The sequence below is a fragment of the Parabacteroides gordonii MS-1 = DSM 23371 genome (assembly GCF_000969825.1).
Taxonomy (GTDB): Bacteria; Bacteroidota; Bacteroidia; order Bacteroidales; family Tannerellaceae; genus Parabacteroides; species Parabacteroides gordonii.
In genome coordinates, this window is the sequence record NZ_KQ033920.1 from 1,185,904 (window position 1) to 1,203,442 (window position 17,539).

22 protein-coding genes are annotated in these 17,539 nt (G+C 38.1%); 9 read left to right on the top strand and 13 right to left on the bottom strand.

Annotation, left to right across the window (positions count from 1 at the left end; all coding sequences use genetic code 11):
- Window positions 1-33: 33 nt before the first annotated feature.
- On the top strand, window positions 34-489 hold the full coding sequence (locus HMPREF1536_RS21905; RefSeq protein ID WP_028729022.1) for a cupin domain-containing protein: 456 nt from the start codon (window positions 34-36) through the stop codon (window positions 487-489).
- A 7-nt stretch (window positions 490-496) separates the two neighbouring features.
- Here the strand turns inward: HMPREF1536_RS21905 and HMPREF1536_RS21910 are convergent, their stop codons facing one another.
- Both HMPREF1536_RS21910 and HMPREF1536_RS21915 read right to left on the bottom strand, forming a co-directional pair.
- Window positions 497-1,210 carry a CPBP family intramembrane glutamic endopeptidase gene (locus HMPREF1536_RS21910; RefSeq protein WP_044193088.1) on the bottom strand — a complete coding sequence of 238 codons (714 nt, stop codon included), beginning with the start codon at window positions 1,208-1,210 and terminating at the stop codon, window positions 497-499.
- Window positions 1,211-1,554: 344 nt separating this feature from the next.
- Window positions 1,555-2,016: an Lrp/AsnC family transcriptional regulator gene (locus HMPREF1536_RS21915; RefSeq protein ID WP_028729020.1), complete on the bottom strand. Its 462-nt coding sequence runs from the start codon at window positions 2,014-2,016 to the stop codon at window positions 1,555-1,557.
- Between the two features lie 176 nt (window positions 2,017-2,192).
- Between HMPREF1536_RS21915 and HMPREF1536_RS21920 the strand changes: the two genes are divergently transcribed.
- Entirely contained in the window at window positions 2,193-3,485 is a 1,293-nt protein-coding gene (locus HMPREF1536_RS21920; protein ID WP_028729019.1) for an O-acetylhomoserine aminocarboxypropyltransferase/cysteine synthase family protein, read from the top strand.
- Here HMPREF1536_RS21920 and HMPREF1536_RS21925 read toward each other — a convergent pair whose 3' ends face one another.
- From HMPREF1536_RS21925 to HMPREF1536_RS21940, 3 genes are all read right to left on the bottom strand, one after another.
- Window positions 3,486-4,445: a ketopantoate reductase family protein gene (locus tag HMPREF1536_RS21925; RefSeq protein WP_028729018.1), complete on the bottom strand. Its 960-nt coding sequence runs from the start codon at window positions 4,443-4,445 to the stop codon at window positions 3,486-3,488. It abuts the gene before it with no gap.
- Between the two features lie 20 nt (window positions 4,446-4,465).
- The gene (locus HMPREF1536_RS21930; protein WP_028729017.1) at window positions 4,466-5,299 is read right to left on the bottom strand and encodes a helix-turn-helix domain-containing protein; all 834 of its coding nucleotides are present in this window, start codon (window positions 5,297-5,299) and stop codon (window positions 4,466-4,468) included.
- 408 nt (window positions 5,300-5,707) lie between these two features.
- A complete protein-coding gene (locus tag HMPREF1536_RS21940) occupies window positions 5,708-6,922 on the bottom strand; it encodes a M28 family metallopeptidase (protein ID WP_028729016.1) in 1,215 nt (404 codons plus the stop codon).
- An 82-nt stretch (window positions 6,923-7,004) separates the two neighbouring features.
- On the opposite strand from HMPREF1536_RS21940, the gene HMPREF1536_RS21945 reads away from it, so the two are divergent.
- Window positions 7,005-7,706, top strand: a complete 702-nt coding sequence (locus HMPREF1536_RS21945) for an alpha/beta hydrolase (RefSeq protein WP_028729015.1) — start codon at window positions 7,005-7,007, stop codon at window positions 7,704-7,706.
- A gap of 122 nt (window positions 7,707-7,828) precedes the next feature.
- Complete coding sequence (locus HMPREF1536_RS21950) at window positions 7,829-8,782, top strand: bifunctional helix-turn-helix transcriptional regulator/GNAT family N-acetyltransferase (protein WP_028729014.1); 954 nt, start codon at window positions 7,829-7,831, stop codon at window positions 8,780-8,782.
- On the opposite strand, the gene HMPREF1536_RS21955 is transcribed toward HMPREF1536_RS21950, so the two are convergent.
- From HMPREF1536_RS21955 to HMPREF1536_RS21990, 8 genes are all read right to left on the bottom strand, one after another.
- On the bottom strand, window positions 8,768-9,223 hold the full coding sequence (locus HMPREF1536_RS21955) for a hypothetical protein (protein ID WP_147337534.1): 456 nt from the start codon (window positions 9,221-9,223) through the stop codon (window positions 8,768-8,770). The genes HMPREF1536_RS21950 and HMPREF1536_RS21955 overlap by 15 nt on opposite strands.
- Before the next feature lie 328 nt (window positions 9,224-9,551).
- Complete coding sequence (locus HMPREF1536_RS21960) at window positions 9,552-9,920, bottom strand: DUF6463 family protein (RefSeq protein ID WP_028729012.1); 369 nt, start codon at window positions 9,918-9,920, stop codon at window positions 9,552-9,554.
- Between the two features lie 64 nt (window positions 9,921-9,984).
- Window positions 9,985-10,782 (bottom strand): helix-turn-helix domain-containing protein, encoded by a 798-nt coding sequence (locus HMPREF1536_RS21965; RefSeq protein WP_028729011.1) that lies wholly within the window; start codon window positions 10,780-10,782, stop codon window positions 9,985-9,987.
- 2 nt (window positions 10,783-10,784) lie between these two features.
- Complete coding sequence (locus tag HMPREF1536_RS21970) at window positions 10,785-11,717, bottom strand: hypothetical protein (protein WP_028729010.1); 933 nt, start codon at window positions 11,715-11,717, stop codon at window positions 10,785-10,787.
- A 46-nt stretch (window positions 11,718-11,763) separates the two neighbouring features.
- Window positions 11,764-12,195, bottom strand: a complete 432-nt coding sequence (locus HMPREF1536_RS21975) for a GNAT family N-acetyltransferase (RefSeq protein ID WP_052349885.1) — start codon at window positions 12,193-12,195, stop codon at window positions 11,764-11,766.
- A gap of 119 nt (window positions 12,196-12,314) precedes the next feature.
- Window positions 12,315-12,587 (bottom strand): TfoX/Sxy family protein, encoded by a 273-nt coding sequence (locus tag HMPREF1536_RS21980; RefSeq protein WP_008777585.1) that lies wholly within the window; start codon window positions 12,585-12,587, stop codon window positions 12,315-12,317.
- A 75-nt stretch (window positions 12,588-12,662) separates the two neighbouring features.
- Complete coding sequence (locus HMPREF1536_RS21985) at window positions 12,663-12,875, bottom strand: SH3 domain-containing protein (RefSeq protein WP_044193193.1); 213 nt, start codon at window positions 12,873-12,875, stop codon at window positions 12,663-12,665.
- Between the two features lie 230 nt (window positions 12,876-13,105).
- Entirely contained in the window at window positions 13,106-13,846 is a 741-nt protein-coding gene (locus HMPREF1536_RS21990; RefSeq protein ID WP_225608041.1) for a DUF6597 domain-containing transcriptional factor, read from the bottom strand.
- Between the two features lie 384 nt (window positions 13,847-14,230).
- On the opposite strand from HMPREF1536_RS21990, the gene HMPREF1536_RS27260 reads away from it, so the two are divergent.
- The 5 genes from HMPREF1536_RS27260 to HMPREF1536_RS22010 all read left to right on the top strand — a co-directional run bounded on the left by HMPREF1536_RS27260 (window position 14,231) and on the right by HMPREF1536_RS22010 (window position 17,524).
- A complete protein-coding gene (locus HMPREF1536_RS27260; RefSeq protein WP_081693383.1) occupies window positions 14,231-14,545 on the top strand; it encodes a helix-turn-helix domain-containing protein in 315 nt (104 codons plus the stop codon).
- Window positions 14,532-14,825, top strand: coding sequence for a DUF3876 domain-containing protein (locus HMPREF1536_RS21995; protein ID WP_028729009.1), 294 nt, complete (start codon window positions 14,532-14,534; stop codon window positions 14,823-14,825). Before HMPREF1536_RS27260 ends, HMPREF1536_RS21995 begins: the two co-directional genes overlap by 14 nt.
- A gap of 37 nt (window positions 14,826-14,862) precedes the next feature.
- A complete protein-coding gene (locus tag HMPREF1536_RS22000; RefSeq protein WP_005778546.1) occupies window positions 14,863-15,156 on the top strand; it encodes a helix-turn-helix domain-containing protein in 294 nt (97 codons plus the stop codon).
- 92 nt (window positions 15,157-15,248) lie between these two features.
- A complete protein-coding gene (locus HMPREF1536_RS22005; protein WP_028729008.1) occupies window positions 15,249-15,776 on the top strand; it encodes a GNAT family N-acetyltransferase in 528 nt (175 codons plus the stop codon).
- Window positions 15,777-16,108: 332 nt separating this feature from the next.
- A complete protein-coding gene (locus tag HMPREF1536_RS22010; RefSeq protein ID WP_028729007.1) occupies window positions 16,109-17,524 on the top strand; it encodes a KAP family P-loop NTPase fold protein in 1,416 nt (471 codons plus the stop codon).
- Window positions 17,525-17,539: the final 15 nt, after the last annotated feature.

A 17,539-nucleotide genomic window follows, 5' to 3' on the forward strand; every position in this document is an offset into this window, starting at 1 on the left:
ATCATGAATATAAACTAAAAGCATTCCGGAACAATGAAACAGGTAGAAATTATTTCAGAAAACCAAGTCTACACCGCACTTAATATCGGCAGTTTAGATAAATTGACAGAACATTCCCTGATCCATCCGAAGACAGGACAGGAAATAGTAGGAAAAGTATTCCTTAAAGACAGCACAAAAGCTACCGGAACAGAAATTTCATTTTCTACACTTCCACCTAAAACGGAACTCTCCTATTTTCATATTCATAAGGAAAACGAGGAAACATATATCATCCTTAAAGGATCGGGTGATTTTCAGGTTGATGATGAATGTTTCCCTATAACAGAGGGAAGTGTGATCCGTGTAGCTCCAGCTGCTAAACGAGGCATGAGAAATTCGTCTGATGAAACCATGATTTATATGGTCATTCAGTCACGGGAAGGTTCATTGAATCAATATTCTTCCGAAGACGGGGAAAGAGTTCCCTGTGAGAAGAAGTGGAAATAAACAGTTATCAGATTGCTCCCAATGCTATCGCAATAAAGCTCGGGCCATTAATTACTCCGTGAATGATAACGCCCGTCCAGGTGTTTCGTGTTTTCTGGACGATATAGGGCTGGATAAACATCATAGGTAATAAGATAACCCAGAGCTGCCAACCGAAGGCCAGATGAAAAAGGCTCCATCCTGTCCCTTGAACGACCCATGTATATCGACCGAAGATCAGTTCCTGGCGTGGCTGCATAACACCTCGCCAGAGTATTTCTTCTCCCATTATATTAAATATCCAAAAGACGAACCAGACAGCCAGTAACCAGTAACGCCCGGCACTCAACGGTTCAAACTCCATAAATGAAGGCGTATAATCGAGTTTGTCTACAAATAAGGTAATTATACCCATAACTACAACCATCCCTATTCCGGTAATCAGTATCCCGAAAATACTCCACATCCAATCCGGCCCGGTCATTCTGACAAACCGCATTCTTTTATACCACGTCCGGGAGTTCAGCTTATACCTTTCCGATTTAAGTATTGCCATTGCTAGAAGAATAAGAGGCAGGAAAATACCGAGCGCACCAATAACAAACCAAAACAAGATCGGTTCCAGACCGGTCTTTTCTCTTAAATAGGGTATCGTATAATGAGTTTGAAGCCACATAAGCAATGCGGCAATGATATATATGGAAAATGAATAAAATAATTTCATTCCTGAAAGTGGTTTCATACGCATAGAGTTTTGGCAAATATAACATTTATATATCTGATTATGAAACCATAATGGATAATATAGGATATTTTGACAGCAATTTCTTATGTTTAAAGGAGTCGTAAGTAGCATCCGGTCAGTTTACTTTTACCGGGAAAAACAAGAAAAAAAACGAATTATCAAAAAAAACAGGTATTCATAGTGCTAGTTCAAAAAATAGTTGTACATTTGCTATTGAAAAACGTAAATTTTTTCATAGTTAAGGTTTTGGTTAAGAAATGGCCCACTTGTGAAAGTTAGCCATTTCGTTTTTTATATACCTACCTGTTCTTGTATTTCTTCCCTGCTCAAACACACGATATTTAGATATGAATCCCATAATCATGCTTAACTTCATCCATTACGAAAGTGCTTTCCAGAGAACCCAGACTATCGATCGTTCCCAACACATTCAGAATGAACTCCTGATAATACTTCATACTCGGCGCATGGATTTTTAAGAGATAATCATAACGTCCGGATATATTATAACATTCGGTCACCTGGGGAATGTCCTGTATAATTCGTGTGAACTCCGCTGCAATGTCCCGATTCAGCTTACTTAACTTCACACTACAAAATACGACAAATCCCTGGTTCAGCTTCTCTGCATCCAATACGGCAATATACTTCTTTATATATCCTCCATTTTCAAGACGTTTGAGACGCTCAAACACGGGTGTCGACGAAAGACTTACGCGGGAAGCCAACTCTTTTGTCGTCAGCCGGGCGTTCTCTTGCAGCGTACGAAGAATCTGCAAATCTGTTTTGTCCAAAGTATCCATAGAATAAAATTCTTTACAAGAGGCTTTTTTAATATTCTCTCAGTTTATATTTTCTTTATTAAGATACAAAAATAGTGTTATTATCCATATTTACAGTAAATATTGTTTGATATATCTACATACAATAATTTTGCAAGAAAATAATTCAAAAACAAATCAATTAAAAATAGACAGTTATGGCAACAAAGAATTTGCATTTCGAGACATTACAACTTCATGTAGGACAAGAGCAAGCCGATCCGGCAACAGATGCACGTGCAGTTCCTATCTACCAAACTACTTCATACGTGTTCCACAACTCCGCACATGCAGCAGCTCGCTTCAGCTTACAGGATCCCGGAAATATTTACGGGCGCCTGACCAATTCCACACAGGGCGTTTTTGAACAGCGCGTAGCTGTACTTGAAGGCGGCGTAGCCGGACTTGCTGTTGCTTCAGGAGCCGCAGCTATCACATACGCATTTGAGAACATCACCCGTGCAGGCGACCACATTGTTGCCGCCAAAACCATTTACGGAGGAAGCTACAACCTGCTGGCACATACGCTGCCCGCTTACGGCATAACAGCAACATTTGTCGATCCCACCGATTTATCTAACTTTGAAAAGGCTATCCAAGAGAATACAAAAGCCATTTTCATCGAGACGCTGGGTAATCCCAATTCCAATATTATTGACATTAAAAAAGTTGCCGATATCGCCCACCGCCATAAAATACCACTGATCGTCGACAATACATTCGGCACACCTTATCTGATCCGCCCCATTGAGCACGGTGCAGATATTGTTGTACATTCTGCCACGAAGTTTATCGGCGGACATGGCTCTTCACTGGGTGGTGTAATCGTCGACTCCGGGAAATTCGACTGGGTGGCATCCGGCAAGTTCCCTCAACTAACCGAGCCCGATCCCAGTTACCACGGCGTACGCTTTGTCGATGCTGCGGGCCCGGCTGCATATGCGATCCGCATTCGTGCCATCCTGCTGCGTGATACGGGAGCAACCATTAGCCCGTTCAATGCATTCATTCTGCTGCAAGGATTGGAAACGCTCTCCCTGCGTGTGGAACGCCACGTAGAAAATGCGCTGAAAGTAGTAAATTATCTGAAAAATCATCCGAAAGTAAAGAAGGTGAACCATCCGGCATTGCCCGATCATCCCGACCATGCGCTCTACGAACAGTATTTCCCCAACGGAGCAGGTTCCATCTTTACATTCGAAATAAAAGGAGGACAAGAAGAGGCACACCGTTTTATCGACAGCCTGGAGATTTTCTCTCTGCTGGCAAATGTTGCTGACGTGAAATCACTGGTTATCCATCCGGCCAGCACCACACATTCGCAACTCAACGCACAGGAACTGGCCGAACAGGAGATTTATCCGGGAACAATCCGCCTGTCGATCGGCACGGAACATATCGAAGATCTGTTGGCAGACTTAGACCAGGCGTTTGCAAAAATTCATGTGTAATCAATCAGCCAGAAACTTTTCATATCCTTTCAAATATGGTGTTTGAAGGCATTGTTTCTCGCCCGATGAAATAATGTCTTTAAGCATCTTCCCCACTTCGTCCTGCGAATTAGCCAGATAGCCATCAAACATAGCCTGCATGGCTTCATCACGAAACACTTTTCTTACAATCGGATAGCAAATAAACAGAGGCAAATAATACAGTTTATTCACTTTCTCCTTCTTAGGATCGATTCCTAATGCGGAACAAACATGGAAACCCTCTCTGATAGCCTTTATCGTCTCTTTGGCGATGGATGGGCTTTTCAGAAATGCTTCCGTTTTGCCTCCTGCTCTAATGATCCCGGCCGAAAGTGCGGCAATAAAAGCACAATGAGGAAGAAGCCATGTGATGATCTGGTTGGAAACAAATGGCTTCATTCCGGCATCTTCCATCACTCTTGCTATTTCCCGAACACGAGGAGTTATTTCGCCAGTCGGTTCGCCAAGCATTGTCTTTGAATATTTCGAGCCGGAAATAACCGTGTTATTGCCTTCCCGGTCTTTTCCTCCTCCTGCCATAAAAGGGAAACCGAATAAATATTGTCCCGGAGCCAGATATTTGCTTATCTTATCAAGATCATCATACCATATATTCTGGAAAAAGAGAATATGGGCGTTTCCCGCCGATTCCTTAAGGACAGGCAAGATTTCTTCCAGATGGAGACTGTTTGTCGTAACAATAATATATTCAAAATCATTGTCGGCAGAAAGTGTTTCAATGGCTCCGGGACGAAAAACTGCTTCTTTGATCGTCCCCGTCCCATTCCTGAAATCCGTACAACGGATACTTATCCCCTTCTCTTCAATCGGTTGCTTCTTACCTTTTCTGACCAGAACACTGACATCATAGCCCGACTCAGCCAATTGCCAGCCATAAGTAGAACCGATCACACCTGCTCCGTAAATTAGAATCTTCATAATAAAATATATTTGTTTATTCACTCGGAAGGAAGGTCTACAAAAGCCGAACGGAACGCCCCATGATATTCCGAATACGTGGGATCGCAGGCTCTCATCAGTCCGGCCGGTGTGAATCCGGAGAAATCTTTCAATTCCTTTATCAGGTGCGACTTATCATAATAGCCACATTCGCAAGCCAGTTCAGCGACCGTCATATCGGTATGCAGCTGTAGGAAACGATGCAATTTCTGAAAACGTACGATCTGTAGGAAATCCTTTGGATTGATCCCTATATTTTCAAGAAAAAGACGTTTAAACTGTTTGTAGCACAGGCAGGCTGTCTGTGCCAGACGGTTAACATCCGTATCTCCGCAGCAGATAGAGTCGATTACCGCACTGATCCGTTTATCTTCCTGTTTATCTAACCGGTAAATACGGCTGATCAGAAACTGCTCGATCAATCCGACACAGGCTGGATCATCTGTTGCTTCATTCAAACGTTGCTCCAATTCAAGCCAATCCAGATCGCTCAATGCATCCAGCGAAGCGTAACTGTTATTCAACTCGTAGAGAGGCGTTTTGAAAAACAGATTCGCTCCCGCCGGTTTAAAGACAATACAGATTAAATCAACCGTTCCTGAAAAGACGAGGTCTGTATACCCTGTTGTCATGCCGTAAAGATGTGACTCAGGCAGAAAACCTTTTGCTTGTGACGAATAGGTACGATTCCCCCGGTGAAAACTTAAAGCCATGCAACCGAACGGAACCAGACGCTGTGAACTTTGCACAACCTCTTCCATCCGCAAGAACCAATATTGCTTCACATACGGAGCAAGCAACACAGAGGGCTGTATGACTTTAAACCTATCCATTTCGGGGACAAAGTTATAGTATTGCCGGACTCATCAGGTGTAAAAAAGGGACATTCGACTAACTTGGCGATATTTATGATTTATCACTACGAGCAAGAGCAAGAGTCAGTGCCCGAAAGACATGTGAATAATCTTCTGAGTGACTCATCTTTACAATGTGTCTGATTAACTCTCCGTGAATGTTCTGTATTTCCATATTGTTCACTTTCTGTGAATTCTCAGGTAATACACCACTTAGTTTCATTTTTGATAAATTATTCATCTGTACAATTTTAATCTGACTCTTACTCATTATATTATTCCGGCATAAAGGTAGACTTTACCATATTTCTGTAAAGCGTTAATAGACCAACCTCTCTATTCCGGGGATGAAACAGGGAATAAAGTCGATAAACGACTGAATAACATTTATAATTTCCCTATCAGTTCTGCAATACCGAGAGCGCATTCTACAACTCGTTCACAGTTGACTATGCTGAGATTATCCTTTGCCGTATGTGTGATGTCCTGGCACTCCATATGCTCAATAAACCAGTTGGAACTTACAGCAATCGCCGGACGGTCATTCTGCAGAAAAATGCTGTGATCTCCCTGATACCAGGGAAGTCCTTCCACAATCTCCGGAGTATTCCGGATTACCCCATCCATAGCCTGCTGCATATCTGCAGAAAGCCCGAATGCAGAGAAACAAGAATAGCCTTCTTTATATCCGGCTCCATCAATATTAATGTTCAACAATATATCATCAAAATGAGCTATATTCTGTTCAATATAATTGACTTGTCCGGGAGCGGCATAATAATCTTCCCCATTGAAAAGAACCAATTCGACCGGATATCGAGTGTCGCTATCTTTCAGCAACTCCGCAAGCAGCAGAACAGCCGTAACTCCTGTCGCATTATCTATTGCTCCCGGGGTTCCGATTTTTGTATCAATATGGGCAGTGATAATGATCCTGTCTTTCGTCCGGCTGTCTTTTCGCGCAATCACGTTAAATGCAGTCTCCGGGATTCGCACCGCCCCTGAGACGAGTTCCACCATTTGCCCTGTGCAGGCCAACAACTTTTCACCTTCGGTATCTTTCATGTAGACTGACGGAATATCGAAGTCTCCATCCTCGAACAACGGGAAAGGATACACACCGCCGGCCGTTGCCGAATTACGTTCCGTTGCACTGATCAACGCTTTAGGGGCGCCATTCTCCAACACCGAAACCAGATGTTGATGTTCTTCCGGATTCCAGAAAGGAAAGTTTTTAGGAGCGATCTGTTGGGAAGCGATTTCTCCGTACAACAGTACGATTTTATCTTTGATATCTGCTTTTTCCAATTTGCCGACTGTATCCACCGCTATTAATTCTCCTTTTACGGAACATCCCAATGAATAATGGGAGGAAAAAACATCGAACGATTGTTTCCCGCAGGTCAGTGACGCCCCTTCCGTTTTCCAGTCTATCACGGAGAGCTCAGTCTCTTCAACCTGCCACCCCGACAATTGTAATACTTTTTTTGCATAGGTCGTGGCCTGCCGATTCTCTTCACTTCCTACACGGCGTTCACCGATTTCCGAACATAAAACCTGCAAGTGTGCTTCCACTTTGTCTCTTAATGCTTTTTTATCCATATCTTTGTTTGTTTATTATGTGCCGACAAAGGTAGAACCCCTAAAATCATTGGTATTGGAAAAAAGAGACAAAACATCGATCATGCAAAAAACAATCTTCAGTATAAATAATATACCTGCCATCTTGTGGGGTGAAGTCTCTGAAAAAGTCGTTCTTGCCATTCATGGGAATATGTCGGACAAAGCGGATGTCCCGATCAGGATCGTAGCTGAAAATGCGTTGGCAAATGGCTGGCAGGTTTTGAGTTTTGACCTGCCGGAACATGGAGATAGAATAAATGAAGATACACCCTGCAAAGTTCAGTACTGCGTTGAAGATTTAAGGGTCGTCATGCAATACACTAAAATGAACTGGAAACATATCCGTTTATTTGCCAACAGCATGGGTGCTTATTTCAGTCTTTTGGCCTATCCAAACGAGCCGATAGAAAAAGCCTGGTTCCTCTCCCCGATCGTCGACATGCAACGTCTTATCCAAAATATGATGATGTGGTTTTCCGTCACGGAAAAAGAGTTGGAAAGCAAACAGACAATTTCCACTCCCATCGGACAAAATTTGTATTGGGATTATTATTGCTTTGTAAGGGAACATCCTGTTTCCCGTTGGGAAATACCGACACATATCCTGTATGGCAGCAAGGATGAACTCTGTGAAAGGGATATTATATCTAAGTTTACAGAATTATTCGCTTGCCAACTGGAGATTGTACAGGGATCAGAACATTATTTCCATACACAAGAGCAATTGATGATATTGGATGAATGGCTGAAACGTACGGTATAAAAGGGATTTGAATATATTTACGTAACTGGTTACATATTTTTCGCGAAATATTTGCCAGTATTATTTAAAGCCCATATATTTGCGTAATCAATTACGTATCTAATAACACAAATTCTACATATATGGACTTTTTTAATCAGACAGGCAAGATGGCTATCGGTAGCAGACTACGTATGTTAACCGATAAAATAACAATGGATGCAGCTTCGATCTACGAAATGTTCGGGGTAGACCTCAAACCAAAATGGTTTCCCGTATTCTTCGTTTTATCCCAAGGAGAAGCAAAAACAATCACCTCGATAGCAAAAGAGATCGGACACTCCCACCCTTCGGTAAGTAACATTATTAAAGAAATGGTAGCCAAAGGACTGGTAAAAGAAACCAAAGACCAGTCTGACGGAAGAAGAAATGTAGTTGCATTATCTGCTAAAGGGAAAAAGATGTCAGATTCGTTTACAGAACAATGTGTGGATGTTGCTGCCGCCATCGAACAAATCACCCGACAAACAAAGAATGACTTATGGAAAGCAATTGAAGAATGGGAAAATCTCCTATCGGATAAATCCTTGCTGCAACGGGTAAAGGAAGAAAAACGGGTAAGAGAAAGTAAAGATGTAAAAATAGTTGCATACGAACCGTGCTACCAGATTGCTTTCCGTTCGCTTAACGAAGAATGGATAACGGCCCATTGGAACATGGAAGAAGCCGATTACAAGGCATTGGATCATCCGCAAGAATACATTCTGGATAAAGGTGGTCACATTTTTATCGCCCTTTACAAAGGCGAACCGGTCGGTACATGTGCTTTATACAAAATGGAAGATCCGCTTTATGATTACGAACTGGCCAAACTGGCTGTCAGTCCTAAAGTGCAGGGTAAAGGCATCGGTGTGATATTATGCGAAACAGTTATAAACAAAGCGATAGAATTCGGAGCAAAAAGACTTTTTCTGGAAAGTAATACAATTCTGAAGCCTGCCATTCATCTATACAGGAAGTTGGGTTTTAAAGAACTGGCAGAATTGCACCCTGCTTACGAAAGAGGTGATATACAAATGGAATTAATCGTGGAATAACGAATGGTGTCTCCATCCGAAGATAATACAAACAAGGAAAAGTAAAACAATGATCCCAACACAGGCACGCGGACTTTGGGATTTTTCGGTTTGGCTGTTTTCCAGCCGGGCATGCAGTTGTTCGTTTTGTTCTTCGTATTGATAAACCAGGGCTTGCAGGCTGTCGCAGGTGGCGGAGACAAACAAGGTGTCGTGCAGGAAACGGATTTCAGCGGTTGCCTGCCCGCTTTTCTGCACAAAAGCGGCTCCGGAAGGCAGTTCTTTCAGCCTGCCGACAGGGATCGTTAAGCGGGCACGGCTTTCAGGGATTTTAGTTGTCCAGACAGATAACCGGCTGGTTTGCCGTAAACTATCGGTTTGTTGCCGGGATGAATTGGTTTGTTTGCGGGTCGAACAGTTTGCAAAAAATAGGATGATGAAAAAGAATAGGCTGAATTTCATGGGATAATAGAATAATTTATAGGTTGTAAAAAAGTATCCTGTTCCCGTGCTTGACACGGGAACGCATAATAAACGGCCGTATAACCACTGATTGATAAGGCCTGTCCTTTTGCGACCCCGTGTCAAGTACGGGGACAAGAAGCTCTATTTGTAAAGTACCTGCCTGCGGTTAAACTTTTCTTGAACAAATATCCGAATGTCGGATGCTCGATAGTAAGTCTTATGGCTAATCATAAAGTAGGGAAGTTTACCTGCTGTAAATACGCTATAATTTGTTGGGTGTATTGAGATTGTTCTCTTACTGATATTATATTCATAATGTTGTCTATTATATGTTCCTTTTTCTATTTGCAGCAATTATAACTAATGCTTGCGGCAAAAACAGCCAAAAATCGGAAATCGGCTCTATGATACATCCAACCACAGCAAACGCCAAAATACAATACCCCAAAACCAGAGGTGCGGGTTTCTGCTCTTTTTTGATATAGCATTGGAGTGTTAGCCCCCAAAGAATAACTATAATCCCACATATTAAAAAACAAAGGGCGAAAGCACGGCTGTAACTGTCATCTGTGGAGTTTATTAATCCATCTTTTATCATGTCCGTAAAGTCCTCTTTCCCAAGTAATAGTGCATATACTGTGTGGATTACTCCTGTTATAACAAGAAATGTCCTACTGTATTTCCAAAGTTTCATATTTTCATTCATTGTCATAGATAATATTTTATTAATGTGCTTTTATAGTCTTTATTACTTTTTCTTATAGTTCTGATGGAGTTGTGTTTGCCAAATTTTTAGCTTCTTTTACAAAATGGGAAAAGTCGGTATATCCCAATTCGTCGTATAAATCATAACTACCATTTGCACGATAGTTCTTCAATGCAGTTTTAAAGCGTAAAGCTTTAAAGCATTGTTTGGGTGATATACCTAATACTTCTTTGAAATATCTATTGAGTGTAGGATTTGACACACCAACTTCCTTACTTACTGTGTTCAATTTGTAATTACGGTTAGTATTGATATAGTAAATTGTTTTTATTACAGTGTTGAGTTTGAAATCAGAACTAAAGATTTTCATATTACTTAAAATCCAATTCTCTACAAACTGAACTCGCTCGGCAAAAGAGCTTTGCAATTTTAGTTCGTCTATTACTTTTTGATTTAGATACTTTTGCAGAGACAAATGATTATCCACCAAAGTTGAAATATCTTTAGATAAACAGGAGTACAAAACTCCCGGCTTGAATTTTATTGAAAATTCATGGGTTCCGGGAGCGTGTATTACAGTGATCGCTTCTGTTAAGCTACCAGATATCTTATCACCCGATGTATCAATTATACCATGTTCACGATGTACTTTGAATGTCTGACTACTATCGGAGATATAAATTGAAACTAAGATATTAGCATTGGGCAAAGCCACAAGTGAAAATGGAGTTATAGAATTGTTAGGAGTACATATTTCAAAATAATACTCAACAATATCCTTTAATTCAAAACAAGGATATTTAATTTCTACTTGTTCTTCATCTTCAAATATGACTTTACTCTTTACCATGTTTATTTAGTTAGGTGATATAATACCTGAATACCAAGCCCGAATGTCATCATTCGCTCTTTTTTGTTGGTTAATAGCTGTTGTGTCCAATCAAGCAATCCACCGTCAGCAATTTCAATAGTATTGCCGCCGATCACTATTTGCTGCTTTATTCTGAAACCATGATAATAGTTATTATCATGTTCCGGTGCTATAACCAAGACCTCAAGATTACTATTTTTTTCCCGGACATACGATATTGATTCCATTATTAGTGGGCTTTGACTGTCATAACCTTTGCATGGAATAATCTCATAATATATTTTCTCCACACCGTAACTTTTACATATTTCATATGATGTAGTTAAATGTTTTAATAGTTCTTCTTTCTCAAAATTAAAGCTACCAGTATCTCTGCCGCATGAAATAAGGGCGAGAACAGTAAAATGAGGAGTGAAATTAGGATTATTAAATACCTGTGTCCTTATTACCCGTGAAATGTTGCTGTAATTATAGGTTTTGTTATCTAATTCTCCTTTTTTCTTTAACGATGCGTAATGTAATGCTATTGCATTCGTCGGGTCTGCCTGTACTTCTGTGTTTCTTAAAGAAGTAAGGACTTTTTTTTGATCTACTGTTGCTATAACACTACTTGTCCCAAATTGAGCGACCGGGGAAAGTTCTATGGGTTCAAATCCTCTACCTGCCATTAATTTATAGCACCGTAATTCATTTTCTTTATATTCTAAAACATCTTCTAATAAGGCGGGCTTAACAAGCTTGTTGCCCTCATATTTACTTAGTAAAGATGAGGGAGTTTCCTGTTGAACACGCTTGTTAAAAACGTCCAGTAAAACAGTGTTCAGTTCCGACCCGCTTAATTCATCGGACAACACTTTAACTATATCTTGCAAATCTAATTTACTAATAATGTGATCGCCTATATCTTTTTTCATTTTTTCCTAATACTATATAAATGTTCATCAACTATTTGTCCCTCTTTTATAACCGAGGACTTAATAATGGCTTCCTTTTCAAAACTTTCATTGAGCCTATATTATACTCGTAAATTTTCGCATAAATCCTCAATAAGTTAAGTTCTTCAAAAGCAAATTTTATCAATAACCTTACCGCTTCGGTGGCATATCCTTTGCCCCAATAAGGTTCTCCAATCCAATATCCAATTTCTGCATTAATACGATATACGCCATACTGTGGTATTAGGCTGCAACAACCAACGAATGTATTATTCTCATATATCCCGAAGACGTTTCCTAATGATCCATTTGTAGCTAAATCAAGAAATGTAGTAGCATCTTCAATCTTATAAGGATATGGAAAGGTGTCCCGTAAGTTTACAGCGATAGCGTGATTATTTGCTAATTGCTGTATATCCTCAGGTGGAGTTAGGTTTATATTTTGTAATCGTATCATTTTAATGTACTTATTGTTTTTGCAAAGGTAATCTCATATGTCATATTAATAAGTGTAAAAATGAATCAATCTGCTAATTCTTTTAATAGCCTAATCATTAATCAAATTTGTTCTAATAGTTAATCCTGAATTTTATCTTTTAGTTCTTTTTTTAATTCTGATGGAATATCATTCCAGTGTAAGTTTAATAGAGCTCCTTCTAAAGAATAGAGATAATAGCACACAGGTATAGTCTTTTCAGGATGTTGTTCACGTATCTTTATAAAAGCTTTGACAGAGGTTGTTTCTGCAAGATCGGCTAAAGTGAATATACCAATTTCATTAAGGTATTTCTCGATAGTTGCACCTATGTTCTTCGCATTTCTTAAATTGTTGTCTATTTTTGATTTCATTTTTACTATGGACTACGTAATATAATCTTCTTTCTACAAATTCGGTAATATTTTATCATTTCGGCAATACTTATTCTACAATAATTCAATAGATCGCTTTAAACATCTAATCGGTACCCAACCTGTCATTCCATTGCCCGCTATACACCAAACCCAATTTACCCATTCTGGATCAGTTTCTTTTATAGCTAAATTGACTACAACTTTTTCATCTTTCTTTAATATAATAGGATTTTCATAGCTCTCAACCCATTTGCACACAACAATATATTTATCTAAATATTTCATTATCTTGTTATTAAGTTGTTTTCAATAGTTGCTTTTATATTTTTAGCGATTTCTTTAATCACCGTTTATCTTTAACTTCATCCTTACTGGTTATTACATAAAGTATTGACAGTTGCTTTATGCTATATAATTCCATGCCGCAAAGTTAAAACATAGAGTTTTTCAAAAATAGGAAAAATCGGACATTTTATTCAGCGGCGATCTTTGAGGGCGTTTTACCGTAAAATAATTTAAACTCTTTTATGAAATGATTTTTCGGATTTTATTAATTTAACTGAAGGGTCAATCTTTAAAAGATTCTGAAAACGAACAATTCGGCAAAAAGACTTGGCTGTATCTCCTATGTAAAAATTAAAAAGTCGTTGTAAATGACGACTACTTATTCCACCATTCAAATCTTTCTCAATAATAATCGATCCTTTGCTTTTTAAAATAGTTTCTAATGCACAGAAAAATCTATTATCAAAAGGTTTATCTATTTTATTAATATGCTTAATAAAATAGATATTGAGTTCATCGCACAAATCCTGAAGGCATAAGCATCTATCTTTCGATTGTTGAATTACATTGTATATACGAGGTTGCACGGTATTTAAACGTTCGTAATGATTGCTTAATTCTGACGCATCTATATTAAATAGTAATGGAAATATACCCGGAAGAAACCGTATTCCGAAATAATTGAATTCTTTATCAATGCCAATCTTCACAAAAGAATTGCAGTACCCCATTATATATGTTTCATCATAATTTGTACAATTAAAAACGATATCAATACACCCATCAGCAACTACACGATAATTGTATATATCATCTAGTGGCTTAATAGTCTTTAGATTCCAATAACAATAAATAAAGTCTTGTAGTTGTGCGTCAGATGGCAACTCAATATATGAGACCTCGCCATTAGTACCTATTACTGCTGGCTGTACTGGAGTGTACAGGCTTCTTATGTTGTATTCCAATTTCAAATTACGAGTGCTAACTTAGATTACTACTTTATCAACTTTATATATCGGCTACCTCTCACTATGAATCAAAAGCTGACATAGCTTTAAAATATTCGGTGTAGAAATCTATGCATTCCTTTACTTTATTTGTATGGAACGTAATTGAAAGGTCTTTGAACTTCATGCTGACTACATTTATAAATTGTTGCAATATAGTAAAATTTGGAGTGTGCTCATGGTATTTCTCATGAAGATTTAAGTGTTATTTGGGAAACTAGCTCGTAGAGACAGTAGTGGTTTTATTATGCCATCCTTGGACAGTTTTGAAAACGGCTCCTGATTCTTCTTTCATTTGCCGATGAAAGTTAGATCAACACGTTTTATAAACCTTTTAAAATTGAAAGTATGGAAGTAGTAACCATTGAAAAGAGAACCTTTTCGTATGTCTGCGAACGGTTCACTGAGTTTGCCAAACGAATAGAAAGTTTGTGCAGCACTCATACCCAGAAAGTAGAAAACTGGCTGGATAGTCAGAAAGTGTGCCTGTTGTTAGGTTTTAGTAAACGAACGCTGCAATATTACCGAAGTAGTGGACGACTGGCTCATTCTCAAATCGGCAGCAAGATTTATTATAAGTCTTCCGATATTGAAAGAATTATTGTGGACAGTGAAACACAAAATCAATCACCCAAACAAACCACGCCTTATGAAAAGAACTAAAGAAGATTATCCGTCCTTCAATCTGTTTTCCATTGTAGGCACATGGGAAAGCATTAATCTGAATCCTACGGTTATCATCTATCGGAGCGACAAAGAGTATCTCCTTTCTATTATATATATATCAGAAACTACTAAACAGGCTTCACCCGCTACTTATGAGATACAGCAGGATAGTAGCCTGTATTTTATTGCCACTGCATCCAAACGGCTCTATATTGATTATGATCCGGCAAAAGATGTACTTAGCATTTCATCACTTGGTGACTATCTGCGCAACTAATCAGCCATATAGCAATCTTGAAATCAATCTTTCAATCATGGAACTAATAAATAAAGATACCCCGCAAATTAAAGAGTTTATTTCTTCGCTTGATTCGATGCTGAATGGTATTGAATCTATAGTCAAGCATTACAAGCCCCACCTGAACGGGGAGCGTTTTCTTTCTAACAATGAAGTTTCCAAGAAACTGAATGTCAGTTTGCGAACCCTGCAAGAATGGCGAGATACAGGTCTAATCCCCTTTATCCAGATAAAAGGTAAAATCATTTATCGCCAAAGCGATATTGATAAGCTGCTCCAAAAGCACTACTTTGAAAGCTGGAAAGAATAACTACCTAAAAGAGTATGATTTCCACTATCTTAAAAGGAAACCTCTTTTATTAAGGTGGAAATTATACCTTTGCATTCCAAACAGTTACAATTATGAAGTTTGTAATAGAATCCGGCACACCTGCCGATATTGACGAATTAGAAAAGTTGTATGATGATCTGAATGATTATCTATCAGCTACCACCAACTATCCCGGATGGATAAAAGGCATTTATCCTATTCGTGAAGATGCGATTGCTGGCATAGAAAATAATACTCTTTTTGTTGTCAGGTATGAGGGAAAAATAGCTGGCTCTATTATCTTAGACCATCACCCCGATGAAGCCTATAATAATGTAAGGTGGAAAATAGAAGCTGACTACAGTCGTATCTTTGTGATACGCACTTTTGTGGTGCATCCCTCATTCTTGAAAATGGGTATCGGTCGTGTTTTGATGGATTATTCGTTTGAACTGGCTCAACAATCAGGTATAAAATCCATCCGTTTGGATGTGTATGAAAATAATCTTCCGGCAATCTCCCTCTATGAGAAATGCGGTTTTGAATACATTGATACCGTAGATTTAGGCTTTGGCAACTATGGGCTGGACTGGTTCAAACTATATGAGAAACTTGTTTAAACTCTATTCAAGTGGAAGTTGCTTACCTCATTGCCAGCCCCGAAAACATTGTTTTTCGGAATTTAATTTGAATCATTGACTTTTCCAGTGAAGTATTTAGTCTGTGCAAGTCTTTAGATGAAAATACGCTCGAAATGTAATGAGAGGAAGATTTTCATCTAAACCGAAGGCTCGGACTTGAACAGGCTAAATATGGAACTTACCTTTGTCAATGTTCATATTAAGTTCTGGAAAACTTATGCTACTTAAAATTAAATCATTAAAATGCGCTATATTTGCTGTGATATTTATAGATCTTGAATATTTATTTCTAACAATATAATAATACGTTTATGAAATGTAAACTGCAAAAACTAGATATACCAGATGAGAATCCTTTCTTAAACTGTAAGTTGGGCAGAGAAAAATATGCAGATATATTGAAAGCAATTGTTTTGACTTACAATGAGGGTTGTGTATTAGCTATAAATGGAAAGTGGGGAACCGGGAAGACTACGTTTGTTGAGATGTGGGCAAAATATTTGAAACTAGATGATTTTCATACATTATATTTTAATGCATGGGAAAATGATTTTATTTCAGATCCGATTGTTGGTTTATTAGGTGAACTAAAAAAGGTAAGTTCACAAAAGAAGAAAGAAGATGCACTTTTATCAGTTATAAGCACAGCAGGAAAAATAGTTCTGAAAGCAGCTCCTGCAATAGCTAAAGGAATACTAAAAAAATATGCAGGTGAAGATGTTGTTGATATTTACTCCGATAGTATAGAAGAAGGAGCTTCTTTATTAAAGGAAGAAATTGAAAGCTATGAGAAGCAGAAATTATGTTTAGAGCAATTCCATGCCGAATTATCGAATTTTGTGTTAGATATTTGCAACGACAAACCTTTGGTTTTCATTGTTGATGAACTAGACAGGTGTAATCCTTATTATGCTGTAAAGGTATTGGAAAGGATAAAACATCTTTTCAATATACCTAATATTGTATTTGTTATATCCATAGATAAACAACAATTAAGTAATTCTATACGAGGATATTATGGTAGTGATTTAATAGATGCAGATGAATACTTAAAGAGATTTATTGATATTGAATATACCTTACCAGATCCTGATGTAGATAAATTCAGTAGCTATTTATATGAATTTTATGATTTTGATGCATTCTTTGGAACAGAAGAAAGGGGGCAATATTTTAAACGAGATAATGAACAGGATAACTTTCTCAAAATCGCTCAAGCTCTTTTTAAACATAAGAATTTAACTTTAAGGCAAATAGAGAAAATTTTCACAAATACTCGGTTGTCATTAAAAATGTTTTCGCATAATGAATATGTTTGTCCTGATGTACTTTTCTTGCTAACTTATTTTCATATATGCGAATCGGACTTATATGAGAAGATATGCCATAAGAATTATGATATTCAAGGTTTGGTAGATCAGCTAGAAAATAGTATTCCTCAATGCATATTTAAAGTAGATGAATCATATAATAAGTATCGCAATCGTTTTTTCTTATTTACTATTGCTCAGTTAATAGCATGTTATGCGGTCGAAGGATATGCTCACGTTTCATTGATAACAGACAAAGAACCAAATAAAAATCGTGAACTTTTATTTACTACAAAATTTATGGATAATAAGACTTTAGTTGAAGCTCTAGAATGGACAGAACATCAATATAGAGGAATTTTTGCTTTATCACATATTACAAATAAGATAAGCCTATTAGAAAATTTTAAAAACTGAGGTTGTATTTATTTT

Excerpts from the sequence above, each read along its gene's own strand:
- HMPREF1536_RS22005 (WP_028729008.1), top strand. The coding sequence starts at position 15,249 with ATGAAGTTTGTAATAGAATCCGGCACACCTGCCGATATTGACGAATTA.
- HMPREF1536_RS21955 (WP_147337534.1), bottom strand. The coding sequence starts at position 9,223 with ATGAAATTCAGCCTATTCTTTTTCATCATCCTATTTTTTGCAAACTGT.
- HMPREF1536_RS21960 (WP_028729012.1), bottom strand. The coding sequence starts at position 9,920 with ATGAAACTTTGGAAATACAGTAGGACATTTCTTGTTATAACAGGAGTA.
- HMPREF1536_RS21945 (WP_028729015.1), top strand. The coding sequence starts at position 7,005 with ATGCAAAAAACAATCTTCAGTATAAATAATATACCTGCCATCTTGTGG.
- HMPREF1536_RS21995 (WP_028729009.1), top strand. The coding sequence starts at position 14,532 with ATGAAAAGAACTAAAGAAGATTATCCGTCCTTCAATCTGTTTTCCATT.
- HMPREF1536_RS21925 (WP_028729018.1), bottom strand. The coding sequence starts at position 4,445 with ATGAAGATTCTAATTTACGGAGCAGGTGTGATCGGTTCTACTTATGGC.
- HMPREF1536_RS21950 (WP_028729014.1), top strand. The coding sequence starts at position 7,829 with ATGGACTTTTTTAATCAGACAGGCAAGATGGCTATCGGTAGCAGACTA.
- HMPREF1536_RS27260 (WP_081693383.1), top strand. The coding sequence starts at position 14,231 with ATGGAAGTAGTAACCATTGAAAAGAGAACCTTTTCGTATGTCTGCGAA.
- HMPREF1536_RS21980 (WP_008777585.1), bottom strand. The coding sequence starts at position 12,587 with ATGAAATCAAAAATAGACAACAATTTAAGAAATGCGAAGAACATAGGT.
- HMPREF1536_RS22010 (WP_028729007.1), top strand. The coding sequence starts at position 16,109 with ATGAAATGTAAACTGCAAAAACTAGATATACCAGATGAGAATCCTTTC.
- HMPREF1536_RS21970 (WP_028729010.1), bottom strand. The coding sequence starts at position 11,717 with ATGAAAAAAGATATAGGCGATCACATTATTAGTAAATTAGATTTGCAA.
- HMPREF1536_RS21910 (WP_044193088.1), bottom strand. The coding sequence starts at position 1,210 with ATGAAACCACTTTCAGGAATGAAATTATTTTATTCATTTTCCATATAT.
- HMPREF1536_RS21985 (WP_044193193.1), bottom strand. The coding sequence starts at position 12,875 with ATGAAATATTTAGATAAATATATTGTTGTGTGCAAATGGGTTGAGAGC.
- HMPREF1536_RS21920 (WP_028729019.1), top strand. The coding sequence starts at position 2,193 with ATGGCAACAAAGAATTTGCATTTCGAGACATTACAACTTCATGTAGGA.
- HMPREF1536_RS21940 (WP_028729016.1), bottom strand. The coding sequence starts at position 6,922 with ATGGATAAAAAAGCATTAAGAGACAAAGTGGAAGCACACTTGCAGGTT.
- HMPREF1536_RS21915 (WP_028729020.1), bottom strand. The coding sequence starts at position 2,016 with ATGGATACTTTGGACAAAACAGATTTGCAGATTCTTCGTACGCTGCAA.
- HMPREF1536_RS21905 (WP_028729022.1), top strand. The coding sequence starts at position 34 with ATGAAACAGGTAGAAATTATTTCAGAAAACCAAGTCTACACCGCACTT.
- HMPREF1536_RS22000 (WP_005778546.1), top strand. The coding sequence starts at position 14,863 with ATGGAACTAATAAATAAAGATACCCCGCAAATTAAAGAGTTTATTTCT.
- HMPREF1536_RS21965 (WP_028729011.1), bottom strand. The coding sequence starts at position 10,782 with ATGGTAAAGAGTAAAGTCATATTTGAAGATGAAGAACAAGTAGAAATT.
- HMPREF1536_RS21975 (WP_052349885.1), bottom strand. The coding sequence starts at position 12,195 with ATGATACGATTACAAAATATAAACCTAACTCCACCTGAGGATATACAG.
- HMPREF1536_RS21930 (WP_028729017.1), bottom strand. The coding sequence starts at position 5,299 with ATGGATAGGTTTAAAGTCATACAGCCCTCTGTGTTGCTTGCTCCGTAT.